The sequence below is a fragment of the Plesiomonas sp. PI-19 genome, assembly GCF_021368255.1.
GTDB classification, from domain to species: Bacteria; Pseudomonadota; Gammaproteobacteria; order Enterobacterales; family CAMTGL01; genus Plesiomonas; species Plesiomonas shigelloides.
Genome location: NZ_JAJNMQ010000002.1, coordinates 81697 through 97145, shown reverse-complemented (window position 1 = coordinate 97145; position 15449 = coordinate 81697). Strand labels below are relative to the sequence as shown.

Here is a 15449-nt window from a genome sequence, read left to right as displayed (position 1 = left end):
GTATTCACGCAATCGAAAACCCACTTAGCAGCAATCGCTGCTACCTGAACAGCAACCCTTTTTAATGATCCCTTTAATCACCACTTTGCCTGCGGCAGTGCTCTCCTCCCCAGCCGTTGCTGCGGTATCAGTTCCGGCCACAGCATCGGCGGCCAAGCCCGCATAACGCGCCAATTCCGTACGATTTGGATAACGCCCCGTCAATACAATGTGCCCATCCACCAACACGATAGGCAACCCTTCGACACCTGACAGCTCAAGGAACTGCGCCACAGCGGGAGTTTGTGCAAAAACCATGGGCTGCTGCGCCAGATTGTAGCGGTGCAACGTTGCGCCTTGCTGTTTAAGCCACTCAACATCACCAGAGAATGTCACTAATGCCTGATCAACATCGGTACCACACACGCCACTCGAACAACACAACGCAGGATCAAAGACTTGAATTTGCCGCATGATCTATTCCTTCATCAATCTCATTGCAACCAGCAAGATGGATGACAACACGAGCATTGCCCTTCATCGCGTTTGCTCTTGTCATCATCGCCAAACTCATCATTACAACTATACAAGAATAATTGAAACGATCAACGCATGAACACTGCCATCTGGATATGGCTAGTGTTGTTTACTGTTTACACAACATTCGGCACGCAAAAATTCAATGATGTCTTCCAGCACCGAGTATTGCGATACACACAGGAGGGTACGGCTCTCTCGATTTTGCTTAACCAGCCCAACCGACACCAAGGCGGCAATATGGTGACTCAATGTCGACGCTGGAATGGCTAACTGTTTTTGTAATTCACCGACTGGTAACCCCTGCTCGCCAGCTTTGACCAGATGTTTAAAAATGAACAACCGAGTGGGATGCCCTAATTCTTTCAATGCCTTAGCGGCCTCTTCCAGTTGCATGCACAATACCTCTGATAAAGTAATATTTCGATAATACCAGAAATATCTTGACCACCATTATATTTCGATTATTTTAGAAATATAGTTTACTAAGTTTGTAAGGATCTGCCCCATGCACCATTGGCTCACCATGCTCCAAGATGCCAGCCACATGTTTTTATTTTTAGCTTTCGAGCTGTCGCTTCTGTTTTTGCTGATCAGTGCAGGCGTCAGCCTGATTCGGCAAAAACTGCCCGACAGCAAAATCCAATCCCTGTTGGGTGCCCAACGAGGTAAAGGCTATGCTATCTCTGCACTACTGGGCGCATTAACCCCATTTTGTAGCTGTTCAACCATCCCGATGCTACGCGGATTGCTATCCGCTAAAGCAGGGTTTGGGCCAACGTTGACGTTTCTTTTTGTCTCCCCGCTGCTGAACCCGATTATCGTGGGTTTGATTTGGGCGACCTTTGGCGGGCAAGTCACGTTACTCTACGCCAGCATCGCCACCGGCGTTTCGATATTGGCGAGCATGCTGCTCAATAAACTGGGCTTTGAACGTCATATCATTCCCGCTCAGACAGCAAAATCCAGCCCGTGTGCACCAACGAATACGTGCTGCGCGCCGGTAGTAAAATCAGCGGTAATGACTCAACGGCACCAGCTCAACCTTAATCTTCAGAACACGCCGGCCTACCGTGCACTGACCTCCTCAACAAACGCTATTTCGCTGCAAACGGACGCGAATTGCTGCGTACGCAATGAGAACAAGCAGGCATCAACGCACAACATTAATTTTGCCCAAGCCGGTGCAGAGGCATGGCAACAGTTTAAAGCGGTGTTGCCCTATCTCTTGCTCGGGGTACTGATTGGCTCTTTCATTTACGGCTTCATTCCGACCGCTTGGATTGCCGAGCATGCGAGCGCCAATAATCCGCTGGCGATTCCATTTAGTGCCCTGATCGGGATCCCACTTTATATTCGTGCAGAAGCCGTCATTCCTCTGGCCTCCGTGTTGTTAGCTAAAGGCATGGGGATGGGAGCAGTCATGGCGCTCATTATTGGCAGCGCGGGGGCAAGCCTGACGGAGGTGGTGTTACTACGCTCAATGTTCAAAACGCCAATGATTGTGGCGTTCTTGACGGTGATCCTCGGTATGGCGGTATTTATGGGCTATCTGACACAGATGCTGTTTTAATCGCGTGAGTCATCGCTATGTAGACTCTATCTTCTGGTGATTCACACGGTGCGTTAACCAATCGCAGGCCGAACTTCAATGCGCTTCAGTCGGCCTGCTCATCCGCATCTTCCCTGCACCACCTGCGTGCCTGATGCTTGGGGCGCATGGCGTTCGGCTTACTTAAACAACCCTTGCTGCGCGCGGCTGACCGGTAATTTTTGCTCGCCAATATGTACAAACATGCGACCAGTGAGATCTTTTTTTACCTTGTCAATTTGCGCGACATTCACCACCACCGCGCGGTGAATTTGCCAAAACTGCGCAGGATCGAGTTGCGCCAGCAATTCGCGCAGCGATATGCGCAGCAGGTACTCTTCCAACCCTTGCAATCCAGCACGAAATACCGAGATATATTTATCACTAGCGCGAAAATAGAGCACATCGGCTACCGCGATCAGGTGGATGTCTTCACCTTTGCTGGCGCGTAACCAGGTTAAGTAGGTCGGTTTTTCCAGCATGCCTTGTAGCTTATCCCACAATAACGACAGCTCTTGCGGCTGGGCATGATGACTGGCGCTTCGATTACGCGCGATGCGCGCTTGCAGGCGCTGACAGCACTGCTGCAAACGCGCCTCTGACACCGGTTTGAGCAGGTAATCGACGGCATTTTCCTCAAACGCACGCACAGCAAACTCATCATAGGCGGTAATAAACACCACCAGCGGCACGCAAGGCAGCGTCTGTAAGCGGTGCGCCAAGGTCATGCCATCAAGTTGCGGCATCTTGATATCCAAAAACGCGATATCCGGTTGATGCTGTTCAATGGCGGTGAGTGCCTGTGAGCCATTGGCCGCTTGTGCCACGATATCCAGCGTCGGCCAGATTTCGGCCAAAGCCTGATTAAGGTGAAAGCGCAGTAGTGGCTCATCATCGGCAATAATTGCGGTTACGGGTGCCTCCATTATTCCCCCTCCGGTAAGCGGCTGAGTTGCCGACGGTCAATGCGCAAGGTAGCCGTTACGCCGCCACGCGCATTTTGCTGCACGCGCAGCTCCCCCGCGCGGCCAAACAATCCGGCCAGCCGTTGGCGAATGTTCTCCAGCGCAATATGACTGCCCGCTATCGCACGGCTTGCGGCGCTGTACGCATCACTATGGACATCACTCGCCGCATCACTCAAGTGCGGCGCCAGCCCAACTCCGTTATCACTGACCGCCAGCTCCAGCTGTTCATCTTGCAGTGAGAGAGAGATCTGCACTTCACCACCTTCGGCTTTCGGCTCAATGCCGTGCACCACCGCATTTTCCACTAACGGCTGCAACAGCAAAGGTGGGAACTGGAGTTGCCCCAGCTCGCTGTCCTGCGGCAAGTGATAAGTCAGGCGCTCGCCTAAGCGGATCTGCTGAATTTCCAAATAGGCCTCCACCAACGCCAGCTCTTCGGCTAATGGCACTAAGGTCTGGCGGTGACGGCGTAACGATCCACGCAGCAGCGCCGTTAACTTACCCAACATCTGCTGCGCAGTCTGCGGTTCGACTATGATCAGCGCATGAATGGTGGCCAAGGTATTAAATAAGAAATGCGGCTCAATCTGGCTTTGCAATTGCTTTAATTGACTTAACAGCAGCGCTTTATCCTGCTCAGTTTGCCGATGACGCGCTTCGGCCAGTGCTTGCTGCGCCAATCGCTGCTGTTCGCGGTGGTAAAAATAGAGCGAACAGACCCCAGTAAAGATGAACGCCAACACCACGACTGGGCGCATCGCGGTTAAATGCGCAAACTGCGGATATTTGCTCAACATCGCGTAAGCATTGGCCGAGCCCACCAGCATAGACGTGGCGAGCGCGACCAGCGTGTGACGATGCTGCGGCCAATTGGGCAGACGCCAGTAGAGCAATAACGAGCACAACAGATAGCTGTAACCATACCCGATGCTGATCATCAGGTGCTCTATCAAGGGGCTTGGCCAGATGGTCTGCGTAACCAAAGCCACCAACACACAAAATAGCGTCGTAAACAGGATGCTACTGCGGGCGTTGTACCAGCGCGGGGTCTTGACCGCCTTGAATGCGGCCTGCCAAAACGGGGTTCGCATCAGAATCGTCCTTTGAGATTAAGCAAAAACGTCAGTCGATCGGGGATCTGGGCATACACCGAGTGACTGTCGCCACCGGCATAGCGCGCCACCAGCTCCAAGGCGCTCGATGACGCACCCGAGTCATGCAATTCGATATTCACCCGCGGCGTCAGCATGACCCCACCATCTTGCGGAGCATACAGCACATCAAGCGTGGGCGTGACGCGCGACAACAAATCTGAGCTCTGGCTCCAAGTCCAATTACGCCACGCACTTTTATCCAAACTCCAGTGCACTAACAGGTTATGCGCCATCAAGTTGGTGTGCTCAAATCCTTGTGCGTACGCCCCCGCTAATGCCGGCTGTTGTTGTGCTTGCAAACTGCCCACGCGCGCCAAGGCCTCTTGCCATTGGCTGTCACGCCAGCTGCGCCCGTCATACCAGTATTCGGCAATCACATTTTGACCGCTGCTCCCCGCCCAGTTAACCCCGAGCAGGGCTTGCCCCGCATCGTGCTGCTCTTTGAGCTGTATCGGCTGATGATTCTCCTGCGGCAGTGCATATTGCCAGTAACGGCGCTGATACAGCGCAGAGCCATGCACTTCCCAACTGGCATTCAATACCGACACCCACGAAGCACCGAGTAAACCTTTGCGCACATCATCCACATAGCCAATCACCTGCCACTCACTATCGCCACTTAAGCGATAATGGCGCAGACCCACACCGCGCTGCTGGTTTTGGCGCTGCAATGGTGTGGTGCGCTGCTCGCTGACCCAAGAAGCATCGGTGGCCACCAGACTCCATTCGCCGGTCGCATCGTAGAGCGAAAGTAGCGCCACACCCGGCCCCTCTTCTACCTGAATACCGAGCGGATTTTGCTGATAGGGCAAAAACAGATCTAACGGACGATAGCCATAGCCCACGCCCCAATCAAGACGGATTTTGCCCAGCGTCACATCCGCTTTGGTCTCCCCCAGCGTTAACGGGCCTTGCCAAAAAAGCTCATACGGGATGAGATCCAGCTCGGTGTCCGCGCTGTTCGGCAGCGCATTATCTTGCCATAGCGGATCGCCCACCAGCGCAAAGCGACCCGTCCATTGCTGCCAGCGCGTTTGCACATCGAGCAATGCGCCAAAGGTTTGTTGCGCGTCACGCTTGTCGGTCCACGGTGTGGCACGATGCTGAGTTTGGCTGGCGCTGAGCATCCAATCCCATTCCGCGGTCGGCATCGGCAGTGATGCGGCCTGCGCCCAACCACTGCCGAGCCCTACTGCGCAGAGCATACTGCCGAACATCCGCCGCGCGCCTCTACCGAACTTGCTGTTCACAGCCCCGCTCCGTTTTGAATCAAATACGCCGGATTGTAAAACCGATCATCTAATCGCTCAGGGCTGACCGATTGATAAACAATCACGGTCGATTTACCGTTTTGGATCCGGTCTTGCAGCGTCATGCTGCGCACCCGCTCACCTTGCACATCAAACCACGCTTGCTTGGCCAATTTGCCCGACTGCACATAGAGATCGGCTTTCACGGGATAGTGGCTGCCCTGCGCTAACCACAGCGTGATCGCCTGATAGCTAGCGCCGGGGGTTTTCGCGGTCAGCTTCAAACGCTCGGTGGCTACCGCACTGCCCTGTGGCAGCGTCACCGTTTCACGGCCATCGGCTTGCGCCTGATAATCATCACTCCAAGTGAGGGTTGAAATATCTCCCACCGACGCTTCCCCAAGCAGCTTTTGCATCGGGGTGATGCGAATAGGACGCCGACTTTTCGGCATCAGCAGCCAGTAGTTATCCCCCAGCATCAGCATTTTTTGCCCCGCTTCCACGCTGGATTTAAACAGCACCAATGATTCTCGGTTTTCACGCAGATAGACGTGATATTCACGGGTTTTATCCAACTTGCCATCTTGATACAAACTGACGTTGGAGATCACCTTGGCTGCATTACTTTGCAAGCGATAGCGATCGGCCTCACGCACCATCGCTGCCACATCATCGGCATAACTGGCCGTGCTAGTGCACAACGTGATCGCCGTACACACGACGAGCAACGCCCCTTGCCACCGAGGGCGAGCCGTTTTCTGCACATTGTTCCCGAACCACCCAAGCTGCCCACGCCCGCTTTGCTCGCGCATGTTGCCGTGTTCTATGAGGTTACACATAAGCCAACGCCTCCGTAATCGGTTTACGAACCCCTTTACGCGCCGATAGCCACGCCGCCAGCACACAAATCACCATCACACCGGCTGCGCACAGCAAAGCCAGCTGCCACGAAAAGTAAATATGCAGTGGATAGCCTGCACTGCGCCCAGGCGGGGCTGGCATTTGTACATCCGCCCACTGCAAGGTCAGGCTGGTCACGCCGGTCAACAGTGTCCCCAGCAGCGAGCCCAGCACCGCCAGCCACACCGCTTCACGAATAAATCCACCGATAATGTCGAGTGGATAGGCCCCCAGCGCAGAAAGTGTACCGATCTCCCGAGTACGCTCGGTAACGGACATCGTGAGGGTGTTAAATAAGGCGACAAACACCACCAAGCTCATCACCCCACCCATGACGCCAAACAGACGATCGTAGAGGTCTTTGACTTTCTTATAGAAAAACGCCAATTTTTGCCACGGCGTGACTTCCAACGCCTGCGCCAAACCCAGATCCGTCAGTTGCTGATTAACCCACGGTGCAACAGCCTCGGTAGCGGCGGTGTTGTGCAGGTACAGCGACAGCGTGCTGACTTTATCGGACGCCAATAACTCCTGCGCGGCGTTCAAATGCAAATACAGCTGCCGTTCATCCACCTCGGGCACGCCGGAGGAATAAATCCCCGCCACCCGAAAATCGAGCGCATTGAGCGCGCCATCGGCGGTGGTCGACAGTAAGGTCACTGAGTCACCAACCCGCACGTTCAGGTTACGCGCCAGATCCACGCCCAACATCACTTGCGGGTCGTCCACCTGTTCGGCGGTTGCGCCACTATTGCCCATAATAGGTGCGGTAATCGTATGCCCTGAGCGCAGATCCAGAAATTCGCCCTTGAGGGTGAACTCCTGCGGCAAGACGCCCAGCCCCATAAAAATGGTCGATTTCGCCCCGTTGGAGATAAGCCCAGTCAGCTCAATACGTGGTCCAATACCCACAATGGCGGGATTAGCGCTCAAGAGCCGGTTCATCTGCGGCGTAAAGTGCAGGCCATTGGCCAGCGGCGTTTCTTCTTCACGCGCGAAGTAACCTTGCTGGCTGATGGTCAAATGGCCGACATCACGCGCTGTCGATTCCCGCAGCGAATCATAGGTATACAAACCAAAGCCACCGGCACTGGTCAGCGCAAACACCGCGATGGCAATAATGCACACCGACAACACCGTGCGCCGCCGGTTGCGATACAGATTCAAAGCGGCAATGCGCCACAGCCGCCCCGTTAACTGGCCCATGACAAATCCTCCCCGACCAAGGTGCCATCCACTAACGTCAAGCAGCGATCACAGTGCCGCGCCATCCGCGCATCGTGCGTAGCCACCACAAAGGTGGTGCCGGTTTCTCGGCTCAATGCTTTCATCAAACCAACCACCTGCGCGGCGGTTTCACTGTCGAGGCTGGCGGTGGGTTCATCGGCAATCACCAACTGCGGGCGATGGACTAATGCCCGCGCAATCGCTACGCGCTGCTGCTGTCCACCCGAAAGATGATCCGGGCGCTGGTGCAGCACGGTTTCTAACCCTACTCGGCACAACATTTCTTGCGCGCGCTGGCGCTGTACCTGCTCGCTACAGCCGTTGAGCTGTAGGGGATAGGCTACGTTTTCCCATGCGGTCATCACGGGGATCAGGTTAAAACGCTGAAAGACAAAGCCCAGTTGGGTGCGGCGCAACGTCGCTGCTTTACGCGCGTGCTGCGGATAACGTTGGCCATCAAGCGTCACCACGCCTTGATAATGTGGCTCCAGTAACCCCAACACATTCAGCAAGGTGCTTTTGCCCGAGCCTGATGGCCCACACAGCGCCACCATCTCACCGCGGTGGATCTCCCCACTCACGCCGTTAAGCGCGGCAATCTCACGACTGCCCAACGCATAATGTTTGGTGATGCCTTCAAAGCGCAGCATTGGCCACCTCCGGCGTTGCGAGATACACGCAACAAATGACTCTGCTCAGTAACTCACGGTTGTGCATGATTGAACTCCTACATCCTGTATTGATGGCAGCACTGTACAAGGTGCGAAGACACGCTATGTGGTTATGCGACGAACGGTAATTTAAGGGCGTGAATGGTGAGAATTGGGGAGCCAATCAACGGAACACATTGAGCATGCCAAGCGGCCTATGCGATTAAGAGCGAGGAAAATCGCAGGGTATGCGCCAAGAGGGAAGCGCTTTATTGGCGGTATTAATCGGCAATGAAGAGAGGTGGTTAAAAATATCTCACTCACTACGCAGTGCCAGATAAATAACCGCATGTCACTATACTTATGCATGTTATTGCGTTACAGTCATTCGGTTTCTCTTACGCAATTTGCAAAATTATCATTTTATAAAAAACAAATTAAATTTATTAATGTAGGAAAATAAAAGGAATGGCTACTTTGCTTCACATCCATCTACGTTAACATCGCACATTTTTATCTTTTTGTGCTACGTACGCAGTAATTAATCACATGTATTGATGTTATTTGTTGTACCGCAGCGTTTGCTCACCTTGTTAAACCAAACAATTAAAAATATGAATCCTGTTATTGTCTCCGTTCTCGTTATGCTGCTGCTCAGCTTAGCCAGAATCAATGTTGTGATCGCCCTGACCACCTCCGCCATTGTCGGTGGATTACTGAGCGGTCATAGCTTACATGAAACTATTACTATTTTTTCCGATGGCCTCGGCGGTGGCGCTAATATTGCGCTGAGCTATGCCATGCTAGGGGCGTTTGCAGTCGCTATTTCTCGCTCGGGGATCACCGATTTATTGGCGAACACCATTATCCATCGCATTGGCGTTGCCCCGAGTGACAATAAAAAGCGTTTATTTAAATATGTGATATTTTTTGCCGTCACGGTGGTGGCATTACTGTCACAAAACGCCATCCCGATTCATATTGCCTTTATTCCGATTTTAATCCCGCCACTGTTACATGTGATGGATAAATTGCACATTGATCGACGCGCCATTGCGTGTGCAATTACCTTTGGCTTGATTGCTCCTTACCTTATTTTACCGGTCGGTTTTGGCAGTATTTATCTGCACAATATTTTACTTAATAGTATTGTCGATAATGGTATGGCGGTATCGCCCGATCAGATTTATCAGGCGATGATTCTTCCGGTCCTGGGCATGTTTTTGGGCTTGCTGACCGCGTTATTTATTAGTTATCGCAAGCCGCGCCAGTACGATATTGCCAAAACATTGGAAGCCGAGCCGGAAACCGGCACCATCGATAAAAAGAGTATTGCCGTCTCACTGCTGGCCATTTTGGTGGCGTTAGGCGTGCAGATTTATACCGGCGCGATTATTTTTGGCGCGATGGTCGGCTTTTTTGTCTTTATCCTCGGTGGCGTAATTAGCTGGAAAAATACGCAAGATGTGTTTAATCATGGCGCGCAAATGATGGCCATGATCGGATTTATCATGATTGCCGCCTCAGGGTTTGCCGCCGTGATTAAAGCCACTGGCGGTGTGGAAGAATTGGTGAGCTCGATTCATAGCATTATCGGCTCTAACCGCGCGCTGGGGGCATTCTTGATGCTCTTGGTGGGTTTGTTGATCACCATGGGGATCGGCTCTTCGTTTTCCACCGTACCCATTCTGGCCACCATTTATGTCCCGCTTTGTATCTCGCTGGGCTTTTCGCCTATTGCCACCATTGCGTTGGTCGGCGTTTCCGGCGGTCTTGGCGATGCCGGCTCTCCGGCTTCAGAATCCACCCTTGGCCCAACGGCAGGGTTGAATATTGATGGGCAACACGATCACATTTGGGACACCGTGGTGCCGACGTTCGTCCACTACAATATCCCGATGCTAGCGTTCGGTTGGCTAGCTGCCATGGTGTTGTAACTTAATCCAGTGAAAATAAAACCGCCTCCTTGCCACACTAAGATGGATGGGAGGCGTTTTTTTTATTACCACTCGCGTTTATATTATCGCGATATTTTCAGCTATCTGAGTAATACGTTCTCAGTCACGGCTTTACAGTAGCGACTTATGCATTTTGATCACGGCTTTTTTCAATGCCGCCGGTTGCCCGATGCAGCAGCCCGGCTTATGCGGTTGCTCTGGGAAAAAGACTGCAAACATACCCGGCGCCAACAGCACCTCAGACTCATCGCGCACTGACGCCACCAGATAATAATCATTGTCAGCGTCATAGGCTTTCGCTACTGGGTTATCACTATTTTCCAGCCCAAAACCAATACGCTCAGCGCCCGAGATCAGATACTGAATATCAATATATTCTTGATGCACTTCAGCCTGCTTTTGCTCGGCAGGCTGAGTATCAAATGCCATCACGTTGACATACAGCAAATCCCCTTCGATATCATGTCGCCCTACCGGCAAGCTTTGCATATCGGTTTGCTGCAAATAGTGAATCGCCTGCTTAAGCGCTGCAGGCAAATAAGCGTAAGTGTGGGGTTGCTGAATATGACCAAAAATCATGCTGTACATCCTCGTCATCCATATATAGCAAGCACTCTCACATCGCTATACATGCTAGAAAAAAACGGTCTGCCACCCTTTGTGTGTGAGCAGACCGATAGGAGATAATCATTTACTCGGGTCAGAACAACTCAATGACTTACCCTATTAATCACATGTTATAAAGACAGGGCTTCCACATTCTCCGGCTGCTTACAGCTCTTGAACAGTGGCGCGGTCAGATAACCCACGAAGACCACCATCATGGTGCCAATCGCACCGTAGAAGAAGAAGTTCAGGTCAGTGAACGAACGTACCCACAAGATGGAAGCCACGGCGGCAATCACCCCAACCAGTGCGCTGTTGGCATTGGCGCGGCGAACAAAGATCCCCAGCATAAACAGACCGGTCATTGGGCCACCCATCAAGCCTAACAGGCTGTTGAACGCATCCCACAATTCACTCTCGTTCGACATAATCAGATACGTGGAAGCCACCACACCCAGCACACCGGCAATCACGGTCACCAAACGGCCACTTTTCAGGTTCTGCGCTGATGATTTGGCTTTACCAAAGCGGCTGTAAATGTCAGACGAGTAGCACGCCGAAATACTGTTCAAGCTGCTGGAAATACTGGATTGGGACGCCGCAAAGATAGCTGCGATAATCAATCCAGCCAGACCGGCAGGCATATCAGAGATAATGAAGAATGGCAGAATACCGCCGGTATTAAAGTTCTTCGGTAACAGCTCTGGATGCTGGCCATAGTAAGCATACAGCGCTGCGCCGATAGCGAAGAAGAACACCGGTACACAGGCGACCAATTTGGCATTGGTGATCAGCGCTTTTTTCGTTTCTTCAATAGAATCAGTCACGATATAACGCTGTACAACGTCTTGGCTGGCGGTGAACTGCTGCAAGCCAGAGAAGAAGAAACCAATCATCAGAACCGGTACGGTGCTGCTGGTCCAGCTCCAGCCCATTTGGCTCGCAGGGAAATACTTATCCGCAGCGGCGGATACCGCAAACACTTCGGTGATCCCACCATCGACCTTAAAGCAGATCATGATGAAGATTAACACCGCCGCGCCGGATAACATGATGCCTTGGATAACGTCAGTCCAGATAACCCCTTCGATACCGCCGAGGAAGGTGTAAATGATACAGAGCACGCCAATCAGGAACACGATGGTCAGAGGACTCATATCCACAAACGGCATCAGCGCCAATGCTGTCAAATAAGTGATGATCGCGATGCGGCCCACATGGAACAGCATGAACGAAATGCTGGCAAATAAGCGCATCCGAATATCAAAACGCTTTTCCAAATACTCATACGCCGAGGTCAGATTGAGCTTTCTGAAAAACGGGATGTAGTACATAAACACGAAAGGCAAAATCGCAATCGTAATGTACTGGCCAATCAGAAATGTCCAGTCACCGGTATAGGCTTTGGCCGGAATAGACATGAACGTGATAGAGCTCAGTGTAGTGGCAAACACACTGACCCCTGCCGCCCAGCCTGGAATACGTCCGCCCGCTTTAAAATAATCATCCGCTGATTTTTGGCGTTTCGCAAAATACACACCGACCAGCATAATCGCGGCAAGATAGCCGATAAGAACTAGATAGTTCAGCGTACCAAATGCATGCGTCTCCATGAGTATTCCTCTGTTCTGTGTAGAGTATAGGGTTAAGGCAATCGTTATTGTTGTGCCTGACTGTGCGCCGCGGCCCACTGGGCTACGCCGATTAAACCGGCATCCGTGTGGCAACGGGCGGGTAATACCTGTGGTCGATAGAGTGCTGGCATGCGTGCCAACGCCTGTTCCACCAAGGCAATGTAGTTTTCTGCCAGCCCGACACCACCACCGATAACGATTGCATCGAGATCCAACGTAATAGTGAGGTTAGCGATGAGCTCCGCTACCACAGCCGCAGAGCGTTCGATAATGGCTTGCGCCTGCGCGTCGCCTTGCAGATAGCGTTGATACACCTGCAGGCCACTGCAATCTGTACCAAACACCGCTTGTCCAGCAGCAGCTATCGCGCGACCCGAGGCGATAGCCTCAACGCAGCCGCGACGGCCACAACCGCACGTAGGCCCCTGCGGATCAGCCAGCATGTGACCGGCGTGTCCGGCAATGCCACGAGCGCCCGTGATTAACTGATGGTTAAGCACCAACCCAGCGCCGACACCGGTCGACACGGTGATAAACGCCAGATCGGCAAACGACTGCTCGTAAGCCAGATATTCCGCCCAGGCCGCAGCCTGCGCATCATTAATGAGGTAAACGGGAAGACCGGTGATATCGGCAATCACGCTCTGCAACGGGAAGCGATCCAGTCCGCCCAAATTGTGTGGATTTAGCGCCGTCAACACGCCGTGATCAATAATGCCGGTCGACGCCACCGCCACGTAATCAGCCGAAGCCGCCAGCGGCCCCAGCAATTCGGTCAAGGTGGCAGTCAGCACCTGCGGATCACCCGATGAGCGGGTTTCAGCCAGATGACGCGCCACAATACGTGGCGCAGACATGCGTGATGCAGACGACGAGGAGGTCGCGGCCATCTCAATCAAGGCCGCCGCCAGCTTGGTGCCGCCAATATCTACAGCCAGACAGATGGTCATGCTACGGCTCCGTGACGTTCGCTTTTCGCCCCATCCACGGCATCGGCAAACCAGCCACAAATATGCTCGATCCGCGTGATAGCCGAGCCCACCGTGACACAATCCGCACCGGCCAAAATCGCCTGCGCCGCCAACTGCGGGCTGTTATAACGCCCTTCAGCCATCACAAAGCATCCGGCTTGTTTCAGCGCAGTTACCAGCGCCAGATCCGGCTCCGCAGGCGTAACAGGGCCGACATAACCGGACATGGTCGTACCGATAATTTCCACGCCCAGATGGAATGCCGCCATGCCTTCGGCATAATCGGAGCAATCCGCCATCGCCAGACAACCCGCCTCATGGATCGCCGCCACCAAGCCCGCAACACTAACCGGACGCTGACGCGCGGTAGCATCAATGGCAATAATGTCAGCACCGGCTTCAGCCAGCACGCGGACATCATCCAGATACGGCGTAATGCGCACGGGGCTATCCGCTAAATCACGTTTCACAATCCCGATAATCGGAGCTGCGACTTTTGTCCGTGCCGCCTTAACGTTCTCAGCGCCCTCAATGCGTACCGCCACCGCACCACCCGCAATCGAAGCTTGCGCCATGGCGGCAATAATGGCGGGAGTGTCCATCGGACCGTCATCCACCGGTTGGCATGAGGAAACAAAGCCGGTCTTTAGCCGGGCCAGAACGGAGTGTGCATAAACTGACATAAAGTTTAACTCCAAGAATAAATCAGAAGATGAAGTTTTAATTCAATCTACTGCCAATGGAGTTAAACTTCAAAGAAGACAAGTTAAAATGGAGATGGACACCTCAGTTTTGATTCCCCTGAGGCTAAAAAATGAGAAGACGGTTGGATTTTGACCGCAACGCCCACCGAAAATCCAGTAGAGAGAAACCCGTTCGATAGGCGTGGAGCGAATAACAGAACAGTAAAGAAGGAAGAAAAGAAGTCAAACTCCCTCCACCAACGGCGTGCGATGGCCAAGGAATCAGGACTGCGGTGAACGCGCGCAGCAAACCGCGGCGTTCACGAAACGATACTCATAAAGCAATACTCACGGAGCAAGACTCCGCGCTTACACACCGAGTGCGCGCGTCGTGCGCTGTTTTTTATCCATCGAGCCAGTAATATCGTCTTTGACCAGCAGGGTATACAGCAAATCAAGCACATACAATTGCGCTATCTTGGTGCCGATGGAGTCCCCCTGCATCTGTCCTTGCCGGTTACCGTTGAGCAGAACCGCATCGGCATACTCACACAGGGGCGATTTAGGATTGTGGGTCAACGCTACGGTATACGCCCCCGCCTCTTTGGCCAACTGCAGCGCCTTCGTGGTCTCCACCGACACGCCGGAGTGACTGATCCCGATCGCCAGATCGCCTGGCTGCAGTAGCGTGGCTTTCATGTACATAAAGTGGTTATTGGTCAGCGCATCCACATTAAAGCCGATACGCATGAACTTGTTTTTCGCATCTTCCGCCGTTATGCCAGAGGAGCCCACGCCAAAGATATAGATCCCACGCGCCTCACGGATCTGGCGCGCCACTGTCTCTAAGGTCGGAAAACTAAGCAAATTTAAGGTTTCAGAGAGCACGTTATTGATGCCCTGCTGCAGCTTTTGCCCAATCAGCTCCACATTATCTTGCGGGGCGATGTCGGTATCTAAAATCGAGCGATCACTGTGGTGCAAAGAAGAGAGCTCGATGGCCAAATCCATCTTAAAGTCTTGAAAACCTTTAAAACCGAGCAAACGGCAAAAGCGGATGATGGTCGCCTCACCGGCATTCACTTTGTGTGACAGCTCCGCGATGGAGAGTTTGGTCACCTCTTCGGCATTATGCTGCACAAACTCGGCAATACGGCGAGCAGACGGTGTCATGCTTTCAAACAGGCTTCCCATCATATCCAGAACTTTTCCTGTTTTTACCGGCAGGTGCTTGGCAACCATAAACTGCTCCACATCATGAACATAAATCCCTGATCTGATTCTTACATTTCACGCCGCGCTTGTGAAGTAAAGCTCCAGTGAGAAGGATGAGATCGGCCC

General features: G+C 52.8%; 15 protein-coding genes. 2 read left to right on the top strand and 13 right to left on the bottom strand.

Annotation, left to right across the window (positions count from 1 at the left end; translation table 11 throughout):
• Positions 1-24: 24 nt before the first annotated feature.
• Positions 25-453 (bottom strand): arsenite efflux transporter metallochaperone ArsD, encoded by a 429-nt coding sequence (gene arsD / locus LQ901_RS15405; protein WP_152106205.1) that lies wholly within the window; start codon positions 451-453, stop codon positions 25-27.
• A gap of 162 nt (positions 454-615) precedes the next feature.
• Positions 616-912 (bottom strand): helix-turn-helix transcriptional regulator, encoded by a 297-nt coding sequence (locus tag LQ901_RS15400; RefSeq protein ID WP_010863229.1) that lies wholly within the window; start codon positions 910-912, stop codon positions 616-618.
• A gap of 112 nt (positions 913-1024) precedes the next feature.
• Between LQ901_RS15400 and LQ901_RS15395 the strand changes: the two genes are divergently transcribed.
• Positions 1025-2089, top strand: coding sequence for a permease (locus tag LQ901_RS15395; protein ID WP_039045109.1), 1065 nt, complete (start codon positions 1025-1027; stop codon positions 2087-2089).
• A gap of 158 nt (positions 2090-2247) precedes the next feature.
• On the opposite strand, the gene LQ901_RS15390 is transcribed toward LQ901_RS15395, so the two are convergent.
• Genes LQ901_RS15390 through LQ901_RS15365 form a run of 6 tightly spaced genes read right to left on the bottom strand, consistent with a single transcriptional unit; the run spans position 2248 to position 8256 of the window.
• A complete protein-coding gene (locus LQ901_RS15390) occupies positions 2248-3033 on the bottom strand; it encodes a LytTR family DNA-binding domain-containing protein (protein WP_084976816.1) in 786 nt (261 codons plus the stop codon).
• Positions 3033-4166, bottom strand: a complete 1134-nt coding sequence (locus LQ901_RS15385; RefSeq protein ID WP_233672413.1) for a sensor histidine kinase — start codon at positions 4164-4166, stop codon at positions 3033-3035. The genes LQ901_RS15390 and LQ901_RS15385 overlap by 1 nt, the downstream gene beginning before the upstream one ends.
• Positions 4166-5479 carry a hypothetical protein gene (locus tag LQ901_RS15380; protein WP_233672412.1) on the bottom strand — a complete coding sequence of 438 codons (1314 nt, stop codon included), beginning with the start codon at positions 5477-5479 and terminating at the stop codon, positions 4166-4168. Before LQ901_RS15380 ends, LQ901_RS15385 begins: the two co-directional genes overlap by 1 nt.
• Positions 5476-6318 (bottom strand): outer membrane lipoprotein-sorting protein, encoded by an 843-nt coding sequence (locus LQ901_RS15375; RefSeq protein ID WP_230403517.1) that lies wholly within the window; start codon positions 6316-6318, stop codon positions 5476-5478. Before LQ901_RS15375 ends, LQ901_RS15380 begins: the two co-directional genes overlap by 4 nt.
• Positions 6311-7585, bottom strand: a complete 1275-nt coding sequence (locus tag LQ901_RS15370) for an ABC transporter permease (RefSeq protein ID WP_152135333.1) — start codon at positions 7583-7585, stop codon at positions 6311-6313. Before LQ901_RS15370 ends, LQ901_RS15375 begins: the two co-directional genes overlap by 8 nt.
• Positions 7573-8256, bottom strand: a complete 684-nt coding sequence (locus LQ901_RS15365; protein ID WP_084976820.1) for an ABC transporter ATP-binding protein — start codon at positions 8254-8256, stop codon at positions 7573-7575. The genes LQ901_RS15370 and LQ901_RS15365 overlap by 13 nt, the downstream gene beginning before the upstream one ends.
• Before the next feature lie 614 nt (positions 8257-8870).
• Between LQ901_RS15365 and LQ901_RS15360 the strand changes: the two genes are divergently transcribed.
• Positions 8871-10193 carry a Na+/H+ antiporter family protein gene (locus LQ901_RS15360; protein WP_152118165.1) on the top strand — a complete coding sequence of 441 codons (1323 nt, stop codon included), beginning with the start codon at positions 8871-8873 and terminating at the stop codon, positions 10191-10193.
• 132 nt (positions 10194-10325) lie between these two features.
• Here the strand turns inward: LQ901_RS15360 and nanQ are convergent, their stop codons facing one another.
• From nanQ to LQ901_RS15335, 5 genes are all read right to left on the bottom strand, one after another.
• Entirely contained in the window at positions 10326-10802 is a 477-nt protein-coding gene (gene nanQ, locus LQ901_RS15355; RefSeq protein ID WP_218572533.1) for an N-acetylneuraminate anomerase, read from the bottom strand.
• Positions 10803-10951: 149 nt separating this feature from the next.
• Entirely contained in the window at positions 10952-12433 is a 1482-nt protein-coding gene (locus tag LQ901_RS15350; protein ID WP_010863240.1) for a sodium:solute symporter, read from the bottom strand.
• 44 nt (positions 12434-12477) lie between these two features.
• On the bottom strand, positions 12478-13404 hold the full coding sequence (locus LQ901_RS15345; protein WP_152135332.1) for an N-acetylmannosamine kinase: 927 nt from the start codon (positions 13402-13404) through the stop codon (positions 12478-12480).
• Positions 13401-14108 carry an N-acetylmannosamine-6-phosphate 2-epimerase gene (locus LQ901_RS15340; RefSeq protein ID WP_152135331.1) on the bottom strand — a complete coding sequence of 236 codons (708 nt, stop codon included), beginning with the start codon at positions 14106-14108 and terminating at the stop codon, positions 13401-13403. Before LQ901_RS15340 ends, LQ901_RS15345 begins: the two co-directional genes overlap by 4 nt.
• A gap of 369 nt (positions 14109-14477) precedes the next feature.
• Positions 14478-15350: a MurR/RpiR family transcriptional regulator gene (locus LQ901_RS15335; protein WP_039045116.1), complete on the bottom strand. Its 873-nt coding sequence runs from the start codon at positions 15348-15350 to the stop codon at positions 14478-14480.
• Positions 15351-15449: the final 99 nt, after the last annotated feature.